The sequence below is a fragment of the Variovorax sp. LjRoot290 genome, assembly GCF_964253985.1.
Lineage (GTDB): Bacteria > Pseudomonadota > Gammaproteobacteria > Burkholderiales > Burkholderiaceae_C > Variovorax.
Genome location: NZ_CAXURW020000002.1, coordinates 1,360,875 through 1,383,183, shown reverse-complemented (window position 1 = coordinate 1,383,183; position 22,309 = coordinate 1,360,875). Strand labels below are relative to the sequence as shown.

Genomic DNA, 22,309 nt, shown 5'->3' with positions numbered 1-22,309 from the left:
GACGGATTCGCGCTGGCCTGCCCGGCTCAGGATGCCCCGCCTTCTCCATGAGCGGCCGCGCCCGCTGCCTGCCTGCTCCACTGGGAGGCGCTGCAGCCGAAATTGCTGCGGAACCAATGGCTGAAACTGCTGGGCCCTGAGAAACCCAACAGCTCGGCCACTTCGCCGAGTGGCAGGTCGCTGTCGCGCAGATGGCGCCTGACCAGATCGGAGCGCACGAGATCGAGCAGGTTGCTGAACGTGAGCCCCTCCGCATCGAGTCGACGGTGCAGGGTGCGGCGATCAACGCGCAGAAGTCGAGCCACCTCTTGCGCCGTGCAAGCCCCACCGGGCAGCAGGGCCAGGATCAGTTCTCGACAGGTTTCGCGTGCGCTTTCACCGCGGTCCCTCAGCGCCGCCTCCAGATAGTCACGCGCGAAACGCGCCGCCCCGTGGTCCCCGACCGCGCGGGGCTTCAGCAGTTCGGCCGCCTCGCAGACCAGGCCGTTGAAGTCCTGGTTGAACTTGACGTTGCGACCGAAGAACGCCCGATGCGCCGAGACATCCGCCGGCGGGCGATGCGTGAAACAGACTTGGATCGGCCGCCACTGCGGGTCGATCAGTTCGCCCAGGATGCCGAACATGATGCCGACGGCGAGCTCCATCGACTGGCGCATCGGCAGCCCGGGGCTTGGCAGCAGGTCCTCCCGGATGATGACGACGCTGCCTGCGTCTTCAACGCGGGTGACCAGCGAGGCATTCACCAACTTCAGGTAGCGGCACAGCGTGTCGAGCGCGTCCCTCGGCGTGGGCTCCTCCTTCAGCACGAGGCTGATGGGGCCGAGAGTGGAGAGCTTGCGCCGCGCAGCGAGGCGCAGCGCGAAATCTTCGGTGCGGGTGGCGCGCGCGGTGATCTCGAGCAGCTCGCGCACGGCGTCACCGGGAATCAGCGTCTCGGGGTTGTCCAGCAGCTTGGCCTGCAGCCCCACGGTTCGCATGAACGCATGGGGGTCTCGGCCAAGCGACTCCACGAGTTCCACATAACCGCTCAAGCTGGCGCTGCGCATCAGTCGACCGAGATGTTTCATGGGACGGTTTGTGCGCCCCGTTGCTCATTCGGGGCTGATCTTGAGCTGCAGTTTCTCGATGATGGCCCGATTGTGGGCGGTTGTGGCATCCAGGGATTGCCGCAGTTGCTGCAGCGAAGCGCCTCGCGGTGGATCGAAGTTCTGCGCGAGCAGGGCTTCGCGAAACCTCGGCGCGTTGACGGCCCTTGCCACCTCGCCGTGGATCCTGTCTTGCAGCGCCTTCGGCGTGCTGCTCAGGACGAACACGCCGACGCTCGCGTCCGGCATCACGAAGTCGGCAAGCCCCAGCTCGCCGAAGGTCGGGACGTCGGGCAGGAACTCAGACCGTTTCGACGACGCCACCGCCAGACCCTTGAGCTTGCCGCTTCGCACCAGCGATGTCACGTTGCTCACGACCTCGAAGGTCAGCTGAACCTGGTTGCCCATCAGGTCGACCAGGGCTGGGGCCGAGCCCTTGTACGGCACCACCAGGATGTCGTTGCCGCTTCGCTCCCTGAGCATCTCGCCCAGAAGATTGGAGCGCGTGCCCGCGCTCAGGTTGGCCACGCTGACCGAGCGGGGATGCTGCCCGGCGTGAGCCAGCAGCTCCTTGACCGTATTCGGACGGAAGTTCGCGTTGGCCACCAGGACGTGGATCATGCCGGTCACCTCGCCGACGTAGGTGAACGTCTTCAACGGGTCGAAGGGCGTCTTGACCGTGAGCGGGATGTCGGAGAGCACGCTCGACGGCCCCACCATCAGGGTGTGGCCGTCGGCTGGCGCGTTCATCAATGCCCGTTCAGCGATGACGGCGGAGCCTCCCGGCTTGTTCTCCACCAGGACGGTCTGACCGAGGTGAGTCCGCAGCTGTTCCGCGAGCAATCGCGCGGCGGCGTCGGAGATGCCGCCGGGCGGCGCGGGGACGATCAGCCGGATGGGCTTGTCCGGCCACTGCTGTGCCGATGCAGGTCCTGCGCCGATGCAGCACAAGGCTGCGAAGGAGATCAGGGGAAGCCTCAATAGATGGAGAAACATGGCCATTCATCGCTTTCGTGGTCGAACTAGGCGACGTACTGCGTGAATCCGCGCTGTCCCTCTTTGCGGGTCGGGGCGAATCCGTTCTTCGCCAGCGTCTCTTCCACGCTCTTGTAGGTCACGCCGATCTTGTAGATGCGCCTGGCCTCGTCACCGGTGGCAATTTCACGATGAAGTTCGCGGGAGATTCGTGCCAGCTTCTCGACCTGCTTGACCGACGTGATGCGCTCTCCCTTCTTGTCGAACAGGGTGTCTTCGATGCCGCAACGCACATGCATTCCCAAGCAGATGCCCATGGTGGTCAGGGGCCACGTCTGGCGCGCGGTCCCCTCGATCGTGAGCACCGCCCCGTCCGGCACATGGTTGATGAACTCCAGCATGCTGCGCGGATTGGGGCCGTCCATGCCGCCACCGATGGAGACCCAGTTCAGGACGACGGGGCCCATGTAGACGCCGCGGCGGATCATGCGCCCCAGGGTTTCGAATTGCGCCAGGTCGCCCAGCTGGAAGTGCGGCTGAATGCCGTTGGCTACCAGGCGCTTGATGTGCTCCTCCACGAATGCGGGGCCCGCGGGAATCACCATCTCCCGGTAGGCGCTGTTCTTCAGGTCTACCCACGAAGTACCTTCGACATCCGAAGGCGTCTTCATCTCCGCCGTGTTCATCTGGTTCGTGTTGACGGCAACCGTCACCTGGTCAGGCCGGGGCGTCAGTTCGGCAAGGCCGTGGCGCGTGTCGTCGGAGAGCCACTTCGCGGTGTCTCCTTCATTCTCCGGCGCAAAGGAAATGGATCCACCCACCTGCAACACCATCTTCGGGACGGCGGTGCGCAGGCGATCAAGCATTTCGTTGAACATCGACAGCCGCTTCGATCCCTTGCCGTCGGCTTCGCGGACATGCACGTGCAGCACGGTGGCACCGGCGTTGTAGCAATCCACCGCTTTCTGGACCTGGTCAGCCATCGAGACGGGAATGTCGTCGGAGTCGCCCGGAAGCCATTGAGGTCCGTAGGGTGCGGCCTGGATGACAAGCGGTTCCTGGTTTTCGGGCAGAAGGGAGTCGTCGAGAAAGTGCATGTGGGTCTCCGTGGAAAGATGGACGCCCGCGTTGTGCGGGACGGTTGCATCTTCTGGATTCGCGCCATGGCCCGCTTGACGCTTGGCGTCGCCCACTTGGCTTTTCACGACACTGCCTGCAGCTGCCGGCGTTCAAGGACGCTATGCCGCGCCTCGCCCCGCGTGCGGACGGCGCTGGCGGACGGCACGGCTTGCCGAAGGCGAAGACCGGGTGCGCCACGTTTCCGGCGAACAGCCGAACTGGGTGCCGAACCACCGGGTGAATGCGCTGTGCGTGGTGTAGCCCAGCATCGCCGCCACCTCGCCAAGGCTGTGGTGGGTATTGGCGACATAGCGGCGCGCGAGTTCCTGCCTCACTTCACTGATCAAGGCCTTGAAGGTGAGTCCGCATCCGTCGAGCTCTCGCTGCAGCGTGCGCATGCTGATCCCCAGGCCGGATGCGACGGACTTGCATGTCGCGCGACCCGTCGGCAGCATCAGGTAGATCGCCTTGCGAACCTCCTGGTCAATCGAGCGCTGCCGATCATCGGGCAGCGCCGCAATCATCTTCTTGGCATATTCGGCCAGCACAGGATCGGCCGCCGAATTGGCCACATCCAGATCGGCCGCCCGGCACACCAGCCCATTGAAGGCGCCATTGAACTCGATGCGGCACTTGAAGAAGCGACGATGAAACGCCGGGTTCGCCGGCGGTGGGTGCGTGAAGCTCACGCTCGTCGGTCGCCAGCGCTCCTGAAGAAGTCCCTCGCCCAGCCGGTAGAGAACGCCGATCGCCAGTTCGATGGATTGGCGCGCGGCGACCGGAAGAACCAGCTCCTCGCGCAGCACGACCAGGTTCCCGACGTCCTCGACCTCGATCGCCAATCTCTCGTTGAGCAGGTGCAGGTGATCGATCAGCGTCAGCAGTACCTGCCGCAGCGTGGGTTGGTGCATGAGCAGCAGACTGACGACGCCGAAGTTCGAGAGCTGGCGCCGCGCTGCCATGCGCAGACCGAAGGACTCGCAACCGGTCTCGCGGGCCGCATCCTCAAACAGGCGTGCAACCCGATCCGCTTCGATCAGCTGGTCCGGCTGGCGAATCAGCTCTGCGCGCAGTCCCGCCCTGCGCAGTGCCGCGCCCGGATCGAATCCGAGCTCTTGTGCAACTTCGGAGAAGTTCGTCAGCGCGGCTGCGCGCACCAAGGCTGCCATCGTGAAGCGTTCCAGTCGTGCGCCGATTCTGGCATCAAATGTCAAGCGAATGGCATGAACTGCAAAGCGCCAATACAGCGCGACTCCTACAGTCAGTCACCAAGAAGGAGACAAGCATGCAGATCGAACCGCTGACGTGCGCCATCGGCGCACAGCTCAATGGCGTCAGCCTTGCCGACGCAGTTCGCAGCGTCGAACTGTTCTGCGAGATCAAGGCTGCGCTGTTGCGCCACAAGGTGCTGTTCCTGCGCAATCAGACATTCAGTCGCGAGGACCACGTGGCCTTTGCTCGCCGCTTCGGAGAACTGGAAGACCACCCCGTCGCCGGCAGCGATCCCGAGCACCCCGGGCTGGTGCGCATCTACAAGACGCCCGATGCACCCAACGATCGCTACGAGAACAGTTGGCACACGGACGCCACCTGGCGCGAGGTGCCCCCGATGGGCTGCGTGCTGCGCTGTGTCGAGTGCCCGCCGGTCGGTGGGGACACCATGTGGGCGAACATGGCGCTGGCCTACGAAAGGCTGCCCGAGCACATCAAGACACTGATCGCCCCGCTGCGGGCGCGCCACAGCATCGAGGCGACATTCGGCGCGGCCATGCCGATCGAGAAGCGGCTGGCGCTCAAGGCCCAGTACCCGGACGCCGAGCATCCCGTGGTTCGCACCCACCCCGAGACCGGCGAGAAGGTGCTGTTCGTCAACAGTTTCACCACGCACTTCACCAACTTCCATACGCCGGCCAACGTGCGCTATGGACAGGACTTCGTTCAGGGCTCGTCCTCACTGCTGCAGTACCTGCAGAGCCAGGCCGCCATTCCCGAGTACCAGGTGCGCTGGCGTTGGCAGCCTGACAGCGTGGCGATCTGGGACAACCGGGCCACGCAGCACTACGCGGTGATGGACTACCCGCCCTGCCACCGCAAGATGGAACGCGCCGGAATCATCGGCACGCCCACGTCCTGACCCGCGCCTCGTCGCCCCATCCCCACGACATTCCCCGGAGCATTCAATGAACTTCCTCGACGGACACCTGTTTCCCGAGAACCAGCAGCCGCTGGTCATCACGGCGGCCCCCTACGCCCCTTCGTGGGTGCCCTCCGATTTTCCCGGCGAGATCGCCGTGACGATGGAAGAGCAGATCCAGAAGGCGGTGGACTGCTACGAGGCCGGCGCCACCGTGCTGCACCTGCATGTGCGCGAATTGGACGGCAAGGGTTCCAAGCGACTTTCCAAGTTCAACGAGTTGATCGCCGGCGTGCGCGCCCGTGTGCCGGAGATGATCGTTCAAGTGGGCGGCTCCATCAGCTTTGCGCCCGAGACCGATGGCGCCGCCGCCAAGTGGCTGAGCGATGACACGCGCCACATGCTGGCGGAGCTGGACCCCAAGCCCGACCAGGTGACGGTGACGATCAACACCTCGCAGATGAACATCCTGGAGCAGTTCGACGCCCGGGACATCCAGGGCACTTCGATGGAAGATCCGGCCGTCTTCAATGCCTACAAGGAGATGACCGTGCCGGCCCAGCCCGGCTGGGCCGAGGAGCACATCCGTCGCCTGTCGGCTGCGGGCATCCAGAGTGCATTCCAGTGCTACAACATCAACAGCTTCGAGTCGGTCGAGCGGCTGATGCGCCGCGGCGTCTACAAAGGCCCGCTGGTGATGAACTGGGTGGCCATCAGCGGCGGCATGGACGCGCCGAATATCTACAACCTCGCCAACTTCGTGCGCGCCGTGCCCGATGGTGCGATGTTGACGGTGGAGAGCTCGGTGCTCAACGTGTTGCCGATCAACATGATGGGCATCGCCATGGGCCTGCATGTGCGCTGCGGCACCGAAGACAACCTCTGGAACCAGTCGCGCAGCGCAAAGATCGGCACTGTGGCGCAGATCGAGCAGCTGGTGCGCATTGCCGGTGAATTCGGCCGCCCCATCGCGACCGCGCAGGAGGCGCGCGAGATCTGCAAGATCGGCGTGTTCTACGACACGGCGGAAGAGACGCTGCTGGCCAACGGTTTCGCACCCAATCGCAATGGTGGCCAGCAGGGCTTCCTGCGCAAGGCCGCCTGAGCGCGGCACGGGAAAAACCATGAAGCACTTCTTCCGCCTCGCCTTGTGTGCCGCGGTCGCCGTCGCGGGGGTGGTGCCGGCTTCGGCGCTCGCTTTTGCCGACAAGCCGATCAAGATGATCGTGCCCGCGCCGCCAGGAGGCACCATCGACGTGATGGCGCGCATCGTGAGCGATCAGCTCTCGCGCGACATCGGCCAGCCGGTGGTGGTCGAGAACAAGCCCGGCGCCGGCGGCGCCATCGCAGTGAAGTACCTGCTCTCCCAGCCGGCTGACGGCCAGGCACTGATGGTGACGGCCAGCAACGTTCTCACCGAGGTGCCGCACGTGCTCAAGGGCGGCTTCGATCCGCTCAAGGATGTCAAGCCCCTCTCGCTGATGGCGCTCTCCTCGATGCTCTTCATCTGTTCGCCCCAGTTCCCTGCCAGGGACGCGAAGGAGGCCATTGCCTACGTGAAGGCGCATCCCGGCCAGGTGTCCTATGCCTCCTACAGCGCGGGAACGGCATCCCAGTACGCCGGAGCCATCCTGAACAAGGCGGCGGGACTGGACATGCAGCATGTGCCCTACCCGGGGTCGGCGCCCGCGCTGGCGCAGTTGATGGGCGGCCAGGTTCCGTTGATGTTCGACGGGGCCGTCACCTCCAGGAGCCTGATCGCTGCCGGGAAGGTGCGACTGCTGGCGGTCGCGACCAAGACCCGCTTGCCGGAGTTTCCGAACGTGCCCACGCTCGCGGAGCTCGGCTACCCGCAGCTGAACTTCAGCAACTGGACCGGCGTGATCGCCTCGTCCCAGATGCCGGCACCGTTGGCCGAGAAGATTCATGCGGCGCTGCAGAAGGTCGCGGCGAACGCAGCGGTGCGCGAGCGCCTGATCGGTGCCGGCTTCGAGCCGATGCCGGAGCGCTCGCTGGCGCAGGCGCAGAGCGAACTGCGGGAGGAATACGACCGCAACGCCGACATCGTCAAGACCTTCGACATCAAGCTCAACTGAGCACCGAGGCCGCCGCGGGCAGATGTTGCACGCCGGGCTCCCCAACTGAAGAACAGGAGACACGAAATGGTCAAGGCCATCCGCTTTTACGAGACCGGCACGCCCGATGTTTTGAAGCTCGAAGACGTCGAGGTCGGGGATCCCGGCCCCGGCCAGGCGCGAGTGCGCCACAGCTACATCGCGCTGAACTTCATCGACGTCTATTTCCGGACCGGACGCTATCCGCTTGCGCTGCCCAACGGGCTGGGCTCCGATGCAGTGGGCGTGGTCGAAGCCGTGGGCCCGGGCGTGACGGACATCCGGGTCGGCGACCGCGTGGGCTATCTGATCGGCCCGCAGGGCGCGTACTCGCAGGTGCGCGTGATGCCGGCCGAGGTGCTGATCCCGCTGCCCGACGGCGTATCGGACCGCACAGCCGCCACCTTGATGATGAAGGGCATGACGGCGCAGTACCTGTTCCGTCAGGTGTTCCCGCTCCAGGGCGGAGAGACCATCCTCTACCACGCGGCAGCCGGCGGCGTGGGCCTGATCGCCTGCCAATGGGCGCGTGCCATGGGCGTGACCATGATCGGCACGGTCAGCACCGACGAGAAGGCCGAGCTCGCCAAGGCCAACGGCTGCGCCCACACCATCGTGACCTCGCGCGAAAACATCGTCCAGCGCGTCAGGGAGATCACCGGCGGCAAGGGCGTGCCGGTCGTCTACGACTCGGTGGGCAAGGACACGCTCGAGGCGTCGCTGGGCTGCCTGCAGCCCCGGGGCTCGCTGGTCAGCAACGGCACTTCATCGGGCCCGGTGGTGATCGACTCGCAGATGCTGGCCGCCAAGGGCTCGCTCTGGGTCACGCGGCCGGCGATGGTGCACTACATCCAGCCGCGCGCCCATATGCTGGACATGGCCCGCGAACTGTTCGACCACGTGCTCGCCGGGCGCATCGTCAGCGAGCCCAAGCAGGTGTTCCAGCTCGAGGATGCGGCCGAAGCCCATCGCGCGCTGGAGTCGCGCAAGACCACCGGATCGACCGTCCTGGTGCCCTGAACCGCCGGATGGCGATGGCCATCCGGATGCATGCCTTCCTCCCGAGCGACGCCGGCGCCGACGACTGCTTGTCCGGGCCGCGCCGGGCCTGCTTCGCCTCCAACAACCTGAGAGCATTTCCCATGAACGGTTTGATGATGGATCGGCCGCTGCTGATCTCCAGCCTGCTCACGCATGCAGAGAGCCAGCACGGCGACCAGGAGATCGTGTCGCGCCGCGTCGAGGGCGACCTGCACCGCATGACCTACCGTGATCTCGGCCGGCGCGCTCGCCGGCTGGCCAACGCGCTGGCGGCGCATGGCATCGCGCAGGGCGAGCGTGTGGCCACGCTGGCCTGGAACGGCCACCGCCACATGGAACTCTACTACGCCGTATCGGGCACGGGCGCCGTGCTGCATACGATCAATCCACGCCTGCATGCCGATCAGGTGGCGTGGATCGCCGATCACGCCGAAGACCGGATCCTGTTCTTCGACCTCACCTTCCTTCCCCTGGTCGAAGCCATCGCGCCGCACGTGGCGACCATCAGGACCTTCGTCGCGATGACCGACCGCGCGCACATGCCCGTCTCCACGACGGTCCCGAACCTGCTGTGCTACGAGGATCTGCTCGAGGCCCATTCGCCCGCGTTCGACTGGCCCGAGTTCGACGAGCGCAGCGCCTCGTCGCTGTGCTACACGTCCGGCACCACCGGCAAGCCCAAGGGCGTGCTCTACAGCCACCGCTCCACGCTCCTGCACGCCTATGCGGCGGCGCTGCCGGATGCGCTGAGCTACGCCAGCAGCGATACCGTGCTGCCTGTGGTGCCCATGTTCCACGTGAACGCCTGGGGCATTCCGTACATCGCCTGCATGGTGGGGGCCAAGCTGGTGTTTCCCGGCCCGCGGCTCGATGGCAAGTCGCTGCACGAGCTGTTCGAGGCCGAAGGCGTCACTGTGTCTGCCGGTGTGCCTACCGTGTGGCAGGGACTGCTCGCGCACGTGGAAGCCAACGGGCTGAAGTTCAGCACCATGCGCCGCACCATTGTTGGCGGCTCGGCCTGCCCGCCTGCCATGGTGCAGTCCTTCCAGGAACGCCATGGCGTGCAGGTGGTGCACGCCTGGGGCATGACGGAAACCAGCCCCCTGGGCACGGTGTGCAGGCTCAAGCCGCAACATCAGGCACTCGACGCGCCACAGCGCCTGGCCATCCAGTCCAGGCAGGGCCGCGCGGTTTTCGGCGTGGAGATGAAGATCGTCGGCGCCCAGGGCGAGCGGCTGCCGCACGACGGCCGGGCCGCGGGCGAACTGATGGTGCGGGGGCCCTGGATCGCTGCGGGCTATTTCCGCGGCGAGGGGACCGACCCGCTGGTGGACGGCTGGTTTCCGACCGGTGACGTGTCCACCATCGATGCCGACGGCTTCATGCAGATCACCGATCGCAGCAAGGACGTGATCAAGTCCGGGGGCGAGTGGATCGGCTCCATCGACCTGGAGAACATCGCCATGGCGCACCCCGCCGTCGCCATGGCCGCCTGCATCGCCGCGCGCCACGCCAAGTGGGACGAACGGCCGCTGCTGGTGGTCGCGAAAAAATCGGGCCATGCAGTCACGCGCGACGAACTGCTCGGCTTCTACGAGGGCAAGATCGCCAAGTGGTGGACGCCGGACGACGTGGTGTTCGTCGACAGCATCCCCCTGGGCGCGACCGGCAAGGTGCAGAAGAACCTGCTGCGCGATGCCTGGGGCGACCAATTGCTGGCCAAGGCCTGAGGCACCCATGACGAGCCTCTCCCTCGCCAGCTGGCATTCACGCGGGCGCGAGCTCTTCCCCGGCGTGCTCGCATGCGCCGTGGTCGCGGCCGCGGCCACCTTCTTGTCGCAGCACTACGGTGCGCCGGTGATGCTGTTCGCGCTCATGCTGGGCATGGCGATGAACTTCCTCTCCGGCGATGGGCCGTGCAAGCCGGGTATCGAGTTCACCGGGCGCCAGGTGTTGCGCTGGGGCGTGGCGCTGCTGGGACTGCGCATCACGGCGGCGCAGGTCATCGCGCTGGGCTGGTCCCCGGTGCTGGTGGTCGCGTTCTCGCTGGTGTTGACCATCTGCGTGTCGATGATCGTGGCGCGGATGATGGGCTTCAACATCCTGTTCGGCCTGCTCAGCGGCGGCGCCACCGCCATCTGCGGCGCCTCGGCCGCGCTGGCGCTCTCGGCGGCGCTGCCGCCGCACCCGCTCAAGGAGCGCGCCACGCTGTTCACCGTGGTCGGCGTGTCGGCGCTCTCCACCTTCACGATGATCCTCTACCCCATGCTTGCGCGCGCGCTGGGCATGGACACGCAGACCGCGGGCGTGTTCCTCGGCGCCACCATCCACGACGTGGCGCAGGTGGTGGGCGCCGGCTACGGAATGTCGCAGGAGGTCGGCGATACCGCCACCCTGGTCAAGCTGGTGCGCGTGGCGGCGCTGCTGCCGGTGATCCTGCTCGCCGTGGCGTTCACGCGCCGCGGCGGGAAGGCAGGCGACGGCCCCCGGCCACCGCTGCTGCCGTGGTTCGCCGTCGGCTTCGCGGTGCTGGTGGCGCTCAACAGCACCGGTTGGCTGCCGAGGTCGCTCACCCGCATGGGCAGCGACCTCTCCGGCTGGTTGCTGGTGGCGGCGATGGCCGGCATCGGCATGAAGACCCAACTGCGCGAACTGGTCGCCGTCGGCCTCAAGCCGGTGGTGCTGATGGTGGGCGAAACCGTGTTCCTGGCAGTTCTGGCGATCGCCCTGTTGCGCTGGATGCCCTGATGCGGGTGGCTGGCCATGTCGGGACCGCCAAACGTAGCGCAACGGACACGTCCGGTGCAATCCAACTGATCGATGTGAGGAGAACCCATCCATGAAGAAACTCGCACTGGCGCTTTGCGCGCTCGCGGTTGCGGGAGCTGCCGCCGCGCAATCGTCCGTCACCATGTTCGGCGTTGTCGATGCCGGTTTCAGCTACTACCGCGCCACGAGTCGATCCTGGGGGCCGACGCTGCCGCGGCAGGTGACGCAAAGCCAGAAGGTGCTGTCGAGTTCGGGCTACAACTCCAGCAGGTTCGGTTTTCGAGGTACCGAGGATCTGGGCGGCGGGCTGGCGGCCAGCTTCTGGCTGGAGGCGCCAATGGCCAACGACTCGGGTGCCAGCGCCATCTCGAACTTCGGCCGTCGCTCCACCGTCAGCCTGTCCGGCCCCTTCGGCGAGCTTCGACTGGGCCGCGACTACACCGCCTCCTTCTGGAACGACGCCGTGTTCGATCCCTTCGGCGTCAACGGCGTCGGCACCAATCTGATCGCGGTGGTCAACAGCAATCTGGCAGCTTCGCGGGCGCTGGCCACCGGCGGTCTGCTCGGCGGGGGACTGTCTGCCGGCACCGACAGCTATCTGCGCACGAGCAATGCGGTCAGCTACTTCTTGCCTCCGGGACTGGCAGGCCTCTATGGGCAGGTGCAGTACGCGCTTCACGAGAACGTGGAAGTCAGCACCGTGCCCGGTGGTCCGTCCGAGCGCGGGCGCTATGCGGGCGGACGCCTGGGCTGGACCGACGGCAAGGCCGACGTGGCGCTGGGCTATGGTGAAAGCACCTTGGCCAGCACAACCCCCGGCGGCGAGAAGATCAAGAGCTTGAACATCGGCGGCTCCTACGACTTCGGGGTGGTGAAGGTCCTCGGCGAATGGTCGCGCGTGCGCGATGTGCGCGATGGCACCACGGCCCTCCCCGCGCGATCGACGGACCGCTACGACGGCCTCGTCGCCGGCGTGAATGTGCCGGTGGGCCCAGGCATCATTCGCGCATCGTTTGCGCGGGTGAAATTCAGGAACGGCAACGGCCTGCCGGACAGCGATGCCTCGGTCAACAAGCTGGCACTGGGCTACGTGCACAACCTGTCCAAGCGCACGGCGTTGTATGCGTCGGTGGCGCGCATCGGCATCCGAAACGGCCACAACAACCCGACCGTGATGGGCGTCACCCCTCTGGTGCTGAGTCTCCCTGCTATCCTGCCTCAGCCTGCCTACGTCAGCACCAATGGAATGGAGCCTCGCAGGTCCATCGGCTACGACTTCGGCATCAGGCACGCCTTCTGACCTTCGCGCGTGCGGCCACCGCGGGTGTGCTCGTCAGCCTTCTTGTGTTCGCATACATCCCGATGATGTACGCCGGTGGTCCTTTGCTCTGAGCGCCTGTCCCCACAGCAGAACGCTGTGTTCTGGTCACGCGTCCGCATCTAGCCCATCCTGATCGGTAAATGACTCCCATTGAAGGTCGGCCTCTATGAGGACTTGTTTGTCAAGCGATGTCGGTCAGCATCTCGGTGGATGGTATGTCATGGTGGCCTCCGGGGTATCTCTGGGTCTAAGGTCGGGGCGTGAGTGTTGAGGAAGAATAAAGCTCGTCGACAACAATAAAGATGGTCGCGCCGCGTTCACCTGCAGCTCCGCTTCCACCCTAGAGACCCGATCACATCGCGCCAACATACTTGCCGTGCGCCGACCCGTCGTATTGATGTTGGACTGGTGCGGCCGGTGCAGCGTTGCGGTGGTCATATGTCACCTTGCCTACTCCTTCTTGTTGAAGTAATCCCCTGCCAAGCGACCATACTGAGTCGGCCATGCGACCGGCCATCTTGAGACGCTAGAAGTCAGCGCGTGGGAACACTCGAAGCGAGCTGCGATACCGGATCGGCGCCGTTTGCACTCGTTGCTCGCTCCATGCGTGCCGCGAAGGAGAACCGCCATGGCAGAACTTCTGTTGTCCAAGACGACCGATTTCACTTTGGACAATCTGGGGCGCTATCTCTGCAATACTTTGCAAGAGGCAATAGACAGCACGGGTCAAACCGTTGCCGGCAAGCGGCGCGACTTCGACGTGATCGTGATTGGGGGCGGCTCCTTCGGCTCCGTTGTCGCCAACGGTCTTTTCATGCGCGATCCGACGCGTAGCCGACGCATCCTTGTGCTTGAGCAAGGCCCGTTTGTTCTACCTGAACATGTACAGAACCTCCCCTTCATGGGCGGCGAGCCGAGCTACCGCGTGCCGTGGGTCGTTCGGGAAGAAAAGAAAAAGGACTTTGGCTACGCAGGCCTGCTCTATGCATTGGGAGGCCGTTCCCTGACTTGGGGTGGTTGGTCGCCTGAGCTTCTTCACGGCCTTGCGGGCGACGAAATGACGGATTGGCCGCCGTCGGTCGTTGCGGACCTGCAACGCCAATACTTCTTCGAGGCTGGCAACCAGATTGGGGTGAACGCGACAAATGACTTTGTCTACGGCCCCCTCCATCAGGCGCTCCGCCAAATGTTGTTAGCGGGGCTCAACGCTGGTGCAGGAGGCGGCGGGCCATTTTCCGCCCTCACGGTTTCTTCACTTCCTGATCACCCTGCAATCCGGGTCTTCTTCGAGCGCGAAGGGCGGCAGCCAACCGCTGCTGAGCTGCGGGACCTTCTCAAGCTCCCGGCGGGCGCTGGCGGATCCGGTGCGGACCTTCGGGATCTGCTGAAGATAGAGGCCCCTCTTGCCGTTGAAACCGTGGCGCAACCCGGACTGTTTCCCGTCAACAAGTTCAGTGCGGTTCCTCTTTTGGTGCAGGCGGCCCGCTCCGCCTCTTCCGAGTCGGGCGGCGTCGGCCTCGAAGCCGATGCACGTAGGCGCTTGATGGTCGTTCCTCAATGTCAGGTTCTGGAACTGATCACTGAGACGCAAGCCGACAACTGGGTTCGGACGACGGGGGTGCGCGTCAGGGACAATACCGGCTCAGAGCGGATCGTTCAACTGGCACCGCCCACAGCCGAGGGCCGACAAGGCGTCGCCATCATCGCCCTAGGCACGATTGAGAGTACCCGCCTCGCGCTGACATCGTTTCAATCCTCGCTTGCTGGACGAGCTGCCCAGCGTATGGGTAAGAACCTCATGGTTCATCTGCGATCGAATCTGAACATTCGGGTGCCGCGCGCCTCGGTCCTCGCCGCGCTTCCGCCGAACGCAGTACGGTCGCTACAGGTCTCGGCGCTATTTGTGAAAGGCAAAGCATATATCGCAGGTGTGGACCGTTATTTTCATCTTCAGATCACTGCCTCAGGCCTTGGTAGGTTCGGGAACAACTCCGAGGCGGAACTGTTCAAAAAGGTGCCCAGTCTCGAGCAGCTGAACGCAATGCTGCAGGCTGACGATTCGACGGTCGTCATCACATTGCGCGGCATCGGCGAGATGGTCCCTCACAACCCCGACAGCTACATCGACCTTGCGAAAACCCTGTCCGATTGGGAGAACGGGCGGCCGAAGGCGTTCGTGGATATCGGTGACTCGAAGCTGCCGTCGGGAGGAAGTGCGGAAACGCAATTCGATCGAGACCTATGGGAGGCGATGGACACGTTCACAGACCATGTCGCGTTGATCTTTGCGAATGGCGAGCCTTTCGAGATCATCATGACCTCTGGGGGCAAGACGATCCCCGTGCCATTCGACGCCGCCGCACCGCCGACGGCGGCGACCTTAGCCGCCTTGCACCCGCACAATGCCCGCAGGGATGGGCTCGGCACGACTCACCACGAGGCAGGGACGCTCTGGATGAATGATGACCCTAGCTTGGGCGTGACAAATGATTTCGGTCGCATCCACGACACGACCAACTGCTACGTTGTGGGCCCCGCACTCAACCCCAGGGCTGGCTCTCCCAATCCCATGCTGACGGGCGTGGCGCTTGGTCGACGCGCAGTCACACTACTCGCCGACAGTGTTTTACCGCGGCCACTGTCCTTCGCACCTGAAGCACACTGGCAGCTGCTTTTTGATGGCACCGCAAAGTCGTTCAACACCGACTGGGCGCGTACAAGTCCAGACAAGAGCAACGGGTTCGCGCTGATCGATGGAGAGATCGTCACATTCGGTAGCGGAGATTTCGGACTTCTCTACTATGCGCGCAGCGCATTTGCTGATTTCACGCTCCGCGTGCAGTTTCGAATCTTTGGCCTTACCCAGCACAACTCCGGTGTCTTCGTGCGCTTCCGTGACCCGATGGCCGATCCAACGGCCGTGATTCGGCAACGCATTCGCGACGAAGGAGACCAGCAGCTGTTTCAGGACAATCGAGCCTGGAGCGCCGTGCACTCCGGCTTTGAGGTGCAAATCGACGACACCGGGCAAGGTGATTCGCGCAAGGACTTCTATGGCATCAGGCCGGAGCCGAACGGCCTCCGCAAAAATCGGACAGGTGCGATCTACAAAATTCCTGCCGGTGATGCGATTCCGGGGGGCGGCCTGGATCAGGCACTGCAAACCTACAAACCGGCACCCAATCTCGTGCCTGGCCGATGGTACGAATATGAAATTGACGTGCGCGGTAACAATTACACCGTTCATCTCAGAGACCTCGAGACGCCGGACGTGACCAAAACGAGCATCTTCGTTAACACCGATGCAGATCGAGGCATCGGGATGGAAGGCACGACGCCCGTCGGCTACATAGGCCTGCAGTCGTACAACAGCGCCCCGGTCGCATTCCGCCGGATTGCAATCAAACTGTAGTGCTCATGAGGCTGCGGCGCATGTCTTGTCGCAGAGCGACCCCTGAGCATCACCGTCCCGCACGCGAACCGCGCGACCTGAGAATGCGAGCGATCCCTCCCCGGTGCTGGCGCAGTTCAGGGCTTTCTCGGTGACCCGAAGGTGAAGTCGTCAAATGCCGTGAAGCTGTCGGCCTTTGTCCAGACGCCGAGCGCGCCGGGGCCAGAGAGGTGCGTGTCTTCGAGGTCGATGACAGTCTTACCATCGAGCAGCACCACGATGCGTTTGCCGGTGAACTCCACTCGCAAGGTGTGCCAGGCACCGGCGGCCGCTGGGGCATCAACGTACTTCAGTGTTTTTCGCGCACCACCTTGCGTGTAGTACAGCGAAACGTTGTTCTCCAGCGCATTCGCGCGCGCCACGTAGTAGTTGTTGCCGTCCTTCCAGCGCCAGACCACACCGCCGGCCTGGTCCTCGCGGCCCTTGATCGGCTTGAACTTCACTTGTACGAAGCCATCGACGACGGCCGTGTTGGTGCGAACGCACCAGGGAAAGGTACCCGAGCCGGACTGCAGCAACACGTTGGGCGGGCTCGGTGCGCCGGCGTCCGGTTCCACAATCCATCGAGGATTGCCGCGGCCCGTGACACCGCAAGTCCAACCTGTCGGCGGGCTGCCGGCCGCATCAGTATCGAAGCCGATGGTCTGCGCGAACGGCGCACCGGCCGCGAGAAGGGTCGTCGCCATGATCACAATGCCGCGCTTCATGACGGCCTCACACCTTGGTCGCACCACTGGCTGCGAGCCGCGCGGCAACCTTTTCCCACTGGATGTTCTGGAAGAAGGCGTCGATGTACTTCGCCGCGGCAGCGCCAAAGTCCATCTGGTACGCGTGCTCATACATGTCCATTACCAGGATCGGTACGGTGGCCGCCGGTCCATGCGCGTGGTCGGCCATCCAGTAATTTTCGAGCTGCCTCGTGTGCTGGTTGAAGCCCAAAACCAGCCAGCCTGAACCGCCGCCCAGACCTGCCGCGATGCGACGGAACTCGGTTTCCCAGACGTCGAAGCTGCCGAAGGCCTTCGCGATCGCCTGGCGCTCCCCGGTGCCCGCGCGGCCGCTACCACCAAGGTTGTCGAAATAGTCCTCATGCAACACCACAGACCCGGTGCGCAGCAGATGCTCGCGCTTGAGGTCGTTGTAGACGTAGGGCGGCAGATCCTTGTCCGCCAGCGCGTCCGCGAGGCGCTTCTTCACCACGGCCAAGGCTTTCACGGAGCCACCGTAGTTGTTCTCCCAGTGCGAGCGAATCAGCCGCTCGGACAGACTGTTCAGTTTGGCGGGATCGAACGGCAAGGGCTTCAGGGTGTCGCTGCTCTGGAAGGCGGGTGCGCTGTTCATGGTGGTCTCCTTCGGTGGGTCGGCGGCAAATGCGGTGGTCGAAAGGGCGAGAGATCCCGCACCTGCCGCGGCTGTGGTGACGAAGTCTCGGCGTGTGTGCTTCGGTTCGTGGTTCATGTGGTTCTCCATTCGAGCGGCATGCTCGGTGCCGCGCTCGGTTGAATAACGGTCACGTGCCTGTCTGGGCCTGGCGCGACTTGCACCAGGCGTACAGCGCGTCGTACATCACGAGACCGTTCCGCAGCATCTCGTGATCATTCGCGAAGGTCTGTGACAACCCCAGCGAAATCGCATAAAGCCCTGCCGATTCCGGCTTCAGGTCCAGGCGCGAGGTGTCGGCACCGCGCACGATGTTGGCCAGGCGCCTCAGCGCCGGATCGTCGAGTTCGTACTTCTTGAGGAAGGCGTCGAAGGTAAGGCACTGCACCGGTGGCTGCCGCCGTCTTCAGTACCTCGGTGCCGGACACATAGAGGAACTCGGGATCGTTGTCGATGAACCGTGCGATCAGCCAGGGGCAGGCGATGCGGTCGATCTTCGGACGTTTGCGGGTAACCCATTTCATGGCACATCTCCTGAAAGAACCGGGAACTGTTCAGCGCTCGGTCGTGCCTTCGAACATTCGGGCCGCCGCCCGGCTGCGGACGAACCCTTTGTACACGACCTGTTTGCCGTCGAGATACTGCAATTCACTGCCGTGGCGAACCACTTGGAAACAGACGGGTTCCGTGCTGCTGACCTCGGGCAGTACGAAGCACAGTTCATCGCGTTGCACCATCCACTGGCCGCCTTTCTGACGGCCGTTCTGGAGCCGTACCAACCGACCATCTGGCAAGTAGTGATGCGCCCAGTGCCGGTCATCGCTCACAACCTTGCCTTGCAGGACCGAGCGAATCTGTGCGCCGTTCAACGGTGCAAACGCGGCCTGCTCAGCGGCCAGGCATGGCAGGATCGTCGCGCCGAGCGCCGCCAGCAGCAGACCTACCCGCCGAAATGAGAAGAAGCGAGTCAGCTTCTTGCGCATCGCTGCCGCCAAAGGTGGAGCATCCAGGTCAAGCCTTGTTGCGCGCAGCTTCGCGTTCGAAATGCGCGTACAACGAATCCAGCACGCTGCCGATCTCTGCCAGCAGGGCGTCGTCGTCGGGTAAGCGCTCGCGCGCACCGGCCAGCATTGCTTCGAAGCCGGCGCCCTCGGCGACCGAGCCGGTGCCCATATCCAGCGAGCGCACCATCGCGCCCATGCGCGTCAGTGCCGGGTCATCCTCAAGCCCGAAGCTCGCCATCAAAGTTTCGAAGGTGACCCGTTCTCCGACATGGGTGAAGGCGGCGCCATCGAAGTCGAAGCCGAGTGCCTTGCGCGGGCAGTCGGCCGGCTTGGCCAGCCACTGAAAGCGCGCGGTGGGATCGATGAAGCGACGGATCAACCAGGCGCTCGCGACGCGGTCGACCCATGGGCGACGGCGCGTGGCCCAGAGGCGCCCCTGATAGTCGGCTACGTTCAGGCGCGGAATCTGGCCATCGGTTTCGTGCGGCTCATCCGGTGACAGGACGCCGTCGATTCGCTGGCTGAAGTCTGTCCATGCGGCTTCGGCCTCAAGACTTGCTTCGCCAGGGAAGAAGTCCACGGCGAGGACCGCTTCGTAGTCGCGGCGCAACTTTTTTTGCAGGCGCGTCAGTTCAGTAACACCGAGCGAGGAAAGGGTCGCCGCGGCTTCCTTCCACGTCTTGACGAGCGCTGCATAGTCCGCGCTGCGGTCGAAGAGCTGGGGATATGTGTCGGCATCTGCGGTGTTCGTCGGCGAGATCATCATGAGCCAGGCGCTGCCTCCTTCGCGTACGCATTCGTCCGCCAGTTCTTGCAGGGCCTCTTGATGCATCGCATTGCCGGGCAGGAGATACGCGCCGTCACGCAGTGCGGCACACCCCAGCGCCTTGAGCGCGCGCCAGATGCGCATGCGGGCGGTCGCGCCCTGCGTGGGCAAAGAGACCACCAGCAACAACCATTCGTGCGCTTCGGCGGAGACATCCTGAGAGATCATGTAGCGAATAATACATTGATGTCGCGATCGCTACAAAGCACAATGCTCCTTGTTTCGGAGTTGCGGTGAACACAAATCTCTTGCCTCGCCCGCGGTTCGGGTTCGCGCGCCTGTTGCCGGCCGGCGTCGACCCCGGCGCCTTGCCCCTGCTGGCCGCCAGGGCGCTGCGCGCTTTCGGTGACGGCTACATGGCGGTGCTGTTGCCGGCCTACCTGTTGTCGATTGGGCTGGGCACGCTGGAGGTCGGCATCGTCAGCACGGCGACGATGCTGGGGTCGGCGTTGGCTACTCTTGCGGTAGGGGCGTGGGGATATCGCTTCGCCAGCGGGCGACTGCTGCGCGCAGCCGCCTTGCTGATGGCCGCCACAGGCCTCGGCTTCGCGGGCTTGTCGTCGTTTTGGCCTTTGCTGATCGTGGCACTCGTCGGCACGCTCAATCCCAGCTCGGGCGATGTGAGCGTTTTTCTGCCGCTCGAGCACGCCCGCCTGGCCGCGGCTGCGCAGGGCCATGCCCGGACTGCGCTGTTCGCGCGCTACAGCCTGCTGGGCGCGTTGTGCGCGGCGCTGGGCGCGCTGGCCGCCGCGGTGCCGGAGTGGTTGGTTCGACACAGCGAGCTGGGGCGCCTCGACGCGCTGCGCGGCATGTTCGTCGTGTACGCGGCGATCGGACTGGCGGTTCTCTGGCTGTATCGGGAGCTGCCGTCACGCGGCGGCCCCAACGGTGCAGAGAGTGAGCCTGTTGCGCCGGCACCGCTGGGCCCCTCGCGCGGGGTCGTGGTGCGATTGGCGGCGCTCTTCAGCGTCGACGCGTTCGCCGGCGGGCTGACGGTCAACGCGCTGATGTCCCTGTGGCTGCTGGAGCGCTTCGGCCTCTCGCTGACCCAGGCCGGCGTGTTCTTCTTCTGGACCGGCCTGCTGAGCGCCGCCTCCCAGTTGGCAGCGCCGGTGGTTGCCCGGCGCATCGGTCTGCTCAACACCATGGTCTTCACGCACCTGCCCGCCAACGTGTGTCTCGTGCTGGCCGCGCTGGCGCCGAGCCTGCCGATTGCGCTGGCTTTGTTGTTTGTCCGCAGCGCCTTGTCGTCGATGGATGTTCCCACGCGCACGGCCTACGTGATGGCGGTGGTCACCCCCGCGGAGCGCAGCGCCGCGGCAAGTTTCACGGCCGTGCCGCGCAGTCTGGCGGCGGCGATCAGTCCGACACTGAGCGGCGCCCTGTTCGCGGCGGGGTGGATCTCGATGCCGCTCATCGCCTGCGGCATGCTCAAGATCGCCTATGACTTGACGCTGTGGCGCGCGATGCGGCGGAGCCGGCTTGATAGAGAGTGAGGCGCGGTCGTCTGATGCCAAAAGTCGGGCTTGCACGAAAAGCCCACCAAGGGAACATTCCATTAACACCGGCTGTCGCGAGGTCAAAAATATCCGTATGGACCTTTCCTCCCGTGATCGACCACCTGGCAATACGTCGATGGCCTCAGCGCGTCGGTACTTGGCAGGCAAAGCCGTTTCGTCGGTCATCCTGCTGATTGGTGCTGCCGCGTTGATCGGCTGGCTCGCCGTCGAGCTCTACGTCGCAATGGTGACGATCGACTGATCAATGTTCGTGCCGGTGGTGCGCGTCAGGGACATGGGCGTGGTTGTGCCGCAAGGGCTCGTGTGTGTGCCGATGGCTGTGTGGTCCACCGGGCATCACATCATGGGTATGCGTGTGATGTCCGTCGTCATGCGAGTGAGCGTGCTCATGGTCCAGCGGATCGTGTTCATGCTCGTGCCCGTGCGACTCCGCAAGGTGAAGGGTCACGCCCAGCATCATGAGTACGCCGCCCACGGCCATCACCCATGTTCCGCTTCGGTCGCCAAGCGCGATCGCAAGCGCTGCGCCGATGAACGGCGCGAACGCAAAAACGGATCCGGTGCGTGCCGCGCCGAATGCGCGCTGCGCGAGTAAGTAGAAGCGCAAGCTCAACCCGTAGCCGGTCGCGCCGACGAGAAAGAGCGCGACAGTCGCGCCCGGCGTGGGTAGCGGGTCGCCGAAGAGCAGCGCCAGCACAGTCGTTGCCAACGCACCCATCACGGCCTTGCCGAGGACGACCTGGCCCGGATCACGCTCAGCGAGTCCGCGGGAAAGCGTGTTGTCCGCGCCCCATGCCGCGGTGGCCAGCAGAACCGCCAGCAGGCCCCAGAGCTGCGTGCCTCCGCTGCGCCCCTGGTCGAGTACCAGCGCCACGCCGCCCGCGAGAAGCAGCAGCATCGCGGCCCAGACGCGGCGATCCATCGTCTCCTGATAGAGGTATCGCGCCAGCACCGCCGTGAACAGCGCCTCCAGCGTCAGCATGAGCGATGCGCTGGTGCCGCTGGTGTGCTGAAGGCCCCAGGCCATCGCCACGGGGCCGAGCACGGCACCGAATGCGGCCATGGCCATGAGGCGAGGCAGATCGCCTCGAACCATCCGTGCCTCGCGCTCCACCCGCTGGCGTGACAGCGCTCCGACCGCCGCCGCACCCGCATACAGAAGCGCCGCGGTCGTGAACGCTCCGAGGCCTGAGCCGAAGCGCTGTACGAGGGGCGTGCTGATCCCGAAAAGGACGGCCGCCAGCAGCGCCAAAAGACCACCGCGCAGCGCCGGAAGATACGTCAGGCGGCTTGGCATGTGCTGATCATCATGCAAGCGGTCCTCAGCAGGCAATGCCTTCAATTCATCATATTGCTGGCGATGACCACTTGAACTGAATTCTGTGAAGAACTCGCTTTTGGTGATCACGGAATTAAAATCTCCCAAGAGCACTGGACGGATTGCCGGGGGTGGCTGTTCACCCCTTTAAGCGCCCTTCCAATGATGTGAACACTCACATCATTTGGATGCGATTGCAGTAGCTGAATCGTTGGTCAAGCCGGGACCATGGCGCCGGATCCTGAGGTCAGT

Annotated in this window: 19 protein-coding genes and 1 pseudogene; 10 read left to right on the top strand and 10 right to left on the bottom strand. The window is 64.5% G+C overall.

Annotated elements, in window-relative coordinates; genetic code table 11:
* Window positions 1-26: 26 nt before the first annotated feature.
* The 4 genes from ACSQ9A_RS35640 to ACSQ9A_RS35625 all read right to left on the bottom strand — a co-directional run bounded on the left by ACSQ9A_RS35640 (window position 27) and on the right by ACSQ9A_RS35625 (window position 4,348).
* Window positions 27-1,067, bottom strand: a complete 1,041-nt coding sequence (locus ACSQ9A_RS35640; protein ID WP_436307445.1) for an AraC family transcriptional regulator — start codon at window positions 1,065-1,067, stop codon at window positions 27-29.
* Between the two features lie 24 nt (window positions 1,068-1,091).
* Entirely contained in the window at window positions 1,092-2,087 is a 996-nt protein-coding gene (locus tag ACSQ9A_RS35635; protein WP_436307444.1) for a Bug family tripartite tricarboxylate transporter substrate binding protein, read from the bottom strand.
* A 20-nt stretch (window positions 2,088-2,107) separates the two neighbouring features.
* Complete coding sequence (locus ACSQ9A_RS35630; RefSeq protein WP_436307443.1) at window positions 2,108-3,157, bottom strand: 3-keto-5-aminohexanoate cleavage protein; 1,050 nt, start codon at window positions 3,155-3,157, stop codon at window positions 2,108-2,110.
* 141 nt (window positions 3,158-3,298) lie between these two features.
* Entirely contained in the window at window positions 3,299-4,348 is a 1,050-nt protein-coding gene (locus ACSQ9A_RS35625) for an AraC family transcriptional regulator (protein WP_093111863.1), read from the bottom strand.
* Window positions 4,349-4,464: 116 nt separating this feature from the next.
* Here ACSQ9A_RS35625 and ACSQ9A_RS35620 point away from each other — a divergent pair, with 116 nt between their 5' ends.
* The 8 genes from ACSQ9A_RS35620 to ACSQ9A_RS35585 all read left to right on the top strand — a co-directional run bounded on the left by ACSQ9A_RS35620 (window position 4,465) and on the right by ACSQ9A_RS35585 (window position 15,970).
* Window positions 4,465-5,313: a TauD/TfdA dioxygenase family protein gene (locus ACSQ9A_RS35620; protein WP_436307442.1), complete on the top strand. Its 849-nt coding sequence runs from the start codon at window positions 4,465-4,467 to the stop codon at window positions 5,311-5,313.
* A gap of 46 nt (window positions 5,314-5,359) precedes the next feature.
* On the top strand, window positions 5,360-6,418 hold the full coding sequence (locus ACSQ9A_RS35615) for a 3-keto-5-aminohexanoate cleavage protein (protein ID WP_436296776.1): 1,059 nt from the start codon (window positions 5,360-5,362) through the stop codon (window positions 6,416-6,418).
* 19 nt (window positions 6,419-6,437) lie between these two features.
* Window positions 6,438-7,409 carry a Bug family tripartite tricarboxylate transporter substrate binding protein gene (locus ACSQ9A_RS35610; RefSeq protein ID WP_436296775.1) on the top strand — a complete coding sequence of 324 codons (972 nt, stop codon included), beginning with the start codon at window positions 6,438-6,440 and terminating at the stop codon, window positions 7,407-7,409.
* 66 nt (window positions 7,410-7,475) lie between these two features.
* A complete protein-coding gene (locus ACSQ9A_RS35605) occupies window positions 7,476-8,447 on the top strand; it encodes a quinone oxidoreductase family protein (RefSeq protein ID WP_093111857.1) in 972 nt (323 codons plus the stop codon).
* Window positions 8,448-8,569: 122 nt separating this feature from the next.
* On the top strand, window positions 8,570-10,198 hold the full coding sequence (locus ACSQ9A_RS35600) for a 3-(methylthio)propionyl-CoA ligase (RefSeq protein WP_436307441.1): 1,629 nt from the start codon (window positions 8,570-8,572) through the stop codon (window positions 10,196-10,198).
* A gap of 7 nt (window positions 10,199-10,205) precedes the next feature.
* Complete coding sequence (locus ACSQ9A_RS35595; RefSeq protein WP_436307440.1) at window positions 10,206-11,216, top strand: YeiH family protein; 1,011 nt, start codon at window positions 10,206-10,208, stop codon at window positions 11,214-11,216.
* A 91-nt stretch (window positions 11,217-11,307) separates the two neighbouring features.
* Window positions 11,308-12,537, top strand: a complete 1,230-nt coding sequence (locus tag ACSQ9A_RS35590; protein WP_436307439.1) for a porin — start codon at window positions 11,308-11,310, stop codon at window positions 12,535-12,537.
* A 649-nt stretch (window positions 12,538-13,186) separates the two neighbouring features.
* The gene (locus ACSQ9A_RS35585) at window positions 13,187-15,970 is read left to right on the top strand and encodes a family 16 glycoside hydrolase (RefSeq protein WP_436307438.1); all 2,784 of its coding nucleotides are present in this window, start codon (window positions 13,187-13,189) and stop codon (window positions 15,968-15,970) included.
* A 116-nt stretch (window positions 15,971-16,086) separates the two neighbouring features.
* Here the strand turns inward: ACSQ9A_RS35585 and ACSQ9A_RS35580 are convergent, their stop codons facing one another.
* The 5 genes and pseudogenes from ACSQ9A_RS35580 to ACSQ9A_RS35560 form a co-directional block, all read right to left on the bottom strand.
* The gene (locus tag ACSQ9A_RS35580; protein ID WP_436307437.1) at window positions 16,087-16,716 is read right to left on the bottom strand and encodes a family 16 glycoside hydrolase; all 630 of its coding nucleotides are present in this window, start codon (window positions 16,714-16,716) and stop codon (window positions 16,087-16,089) included.
* Between the two features lie 7 nt (window positions 16,717-16,723).
* A complete protein-coding gene (locus ACSQ9A_RS35575; protein WP_436307436.1) occupies window positions 16,724-17,467 on the bottom strand; it encodes a superoxide dismutase in 744 nt (247 codons plus the stop codon).
* A 52-nt stretch (window positions 17,468-17,519) separates the two neighbouring features.
* Window positions 17,520-17,913 (bottom strand): annotated as a pseudogene (locus tag ACSQ9A_RS35570) (chromate resistance protein ChrB domain-containing protein).
* A 30-nt stretch (window positions 17,914-17,943) separates the two neighbouring features.
* Entirely contained in the window at window positions 17,944-18,372 is a 429-nt protein-coding gene (locus tag ACSQ9A_RS35565) for a hypothetical protein (RefSeq protein WP_436307435.1), read from the bottom strand.
* A 28-nt stretch (window positions 18,373-18,400) separates the two neighbouring features.
* On the bottom strand, window positions 18,401-19,387 hold the full coding sequence (locus ACSQ9A_RS35560; RefSeq protein ID WP_436307434.1) for a chromate resistance protein ChrB domain-containing protein: 987 nt from the start codon (window positions 19,385-19,387) through the stop codon (window positions 18,401-18,403).
* A 65-nt stretch (window positions 19,388-19,452) separates the two neighbouring features.
* Here ACSQ9A_RS35560 and ACSQ9A_RS35555 point away from each other — a divergent pair, with 65 nt between their 5' ends.
* On the top strand, window positions 19,453-20,715 hold the full coding sequence (locus ACSQ9A_RS35555) for an MFS transporter (protein ID WP_436307433.1): 1,263 nt from the start codon (window positions 19,453-19,455) through the stop codon (window positions 20,713-20,715).
* 97 nt (window positions 20,716-20,812) lie between these two features.
* Window positions 20,813-20,980 (top strand): hypothetical protein, encoded by a 168-nt coding sequence (locus ACSQ9A_RS35550; protein ID WP_436307432.1) that lies wholly within the window; start codon window positions 20,813-20,815, stop codon window positions 20,978-20,980.
* On the opposite strand, the gene ACSQ9A_RS35545 is transcribed toward ACSQ9A_RS35550, so the two are convergent.
* Window positions 20,981-22,036, bottom strand: a complete 1,056-nt coding sequence (locus tag ACSQ9A_RS35545) for a DMT family transporter (RefSeq protein ID WP_436307764.1) — start codon at window positions 22,034-22,036, stop codon at window positions 20,981-20,983.
* Window positions 22,037-22,309 lie beyond the last annotated feature (273 nt).

Coding starts and splice junctions, on each gene's coding strand:
- ACSQ9A_RS35640 (WP_436307445.1), bottom strand. CDS start 1,067: ATGAAACATCTCGGTCGACTGATGCGCAGCGCCAGCTTGAGCGGTTAT.
- ACSQ9A_RS35635 (WP_436307444.1), bottom strand. CDS start 2,087: ATGGCCATGTTTCTCCATCTATTGAGGCTTCCCCTGATCTCCTTCGCA.
- ACSQ9A_RS35630 (WP_436307443.1), bottom strand. CDS start 3,157: ATGCACTTTCTCGACGACTCCCTTCTGCCCGAAAACCAGGAACCGCTT.
- ACSQ9A_RS35625 (WP_093111863.1), bottom strand. CDS start 4,348: ATGGCAGCCTTGGTGCGCGCAGCCGCGCTGACGAACTTCTCCGAAGTT.
- ACSQ9A_RS35620 (WP_436307442.1), top strand. CDS start 4,465: ATGCAGATCGAACCGCTGACGTGCGCCATCGGCGCACAGCTCAATGGC.
- ACSQ9A_RS35615 (WP_436296776.1), top strand. CDS start 5,360: ATGAACTTCCTCGACGGACACCTGTTTCCCGAGAACCAGCAGCCGCTG.
- ACSQ9A_RS35610 (WP_436296775.1), top strand. CDS start 6,438: ATGAAGCACTTCTTCCGCCTCGCCTTGTGTGCCGCGGTCGCCGTCGCG.
- ACSQ9A_RS35605 (WP_093111857.1), top strand. CDS start 7,476: ATGGTCAAGGCCATCCGCTTTTACGAGACCGGCACGCCCGATGTTTTG.
- ACSQ9A_RS35600 (WP_436307441.1), top strand. CDS start 8,570: ATGAACGGTTTGATGATGGATCGGCCGCTGCTGATCTCCAGCCTGCTC.
- ACSQ9A_RS35595 (WP_436307440.1), top strand. CDS start 10,206: ATGACGAGCCTCTCCCTCGCCAGCTGGCATTCACGCGGGCGCGAGCTC.
- ACSQ9A_RS35590 (WP_436307439.1), top strand. CDS start 11,308: ATGAAGAAACTCGCACTGGCGCTTTGCGCGCTCGCGGTTGCGGGAGCT.
- ACSQ9A_RS35585 (WP_436307438.1), top strand. CDS start 13,187: ATGGCAGAACTTCTGTTGTCCAAGACGACCGATTTCACTTTGGACAAT.
- ACSQ9A_RS35580 (WP_436307437.1), bottom strand. CDS start 16,716: ATGAAGCGCGGCATTGTGATCATGGCGACGACCCTTCTCGCGGCCGGT.
- ACSQ9A_RS35575 (WP_436307436.1), bottom strand. CDS start 17,467: ATGAACCACGAACCGAAGCACACACGCCGAGACTTCGTCACCACAGCC.
- ACSQ9A_RS35565 (WP_436307435.1), bottom strand. CDS start 18,372: ATGCGCAAGAAGCTGACTCGCTTCTTCTCATTTCGGCGGGTAGGTCTG.
- ACSQ9A_RS35560 (WP_436307434.1), bottom strand. CDS start 19,387: ATGATCTCTCAGGATGTCTCCGCCGAAGCGCACGAATGGTTGTTGCTG.
- ACSQ9A_RS35550 (WP_436307432.1), top strand. CDS start 20,813: ATGGACCTTTCCTCCCGTGATCGACCACCTGGCAATACGTCGATGGCC.
- ACSQ9A_RS35545 (WP_436307764.1), bottom strand. CDS start 22,036: ATGCCAAGCCGCCTGACGTATCTTCCGGCGCTGCGCGGTGGTCTTTTG.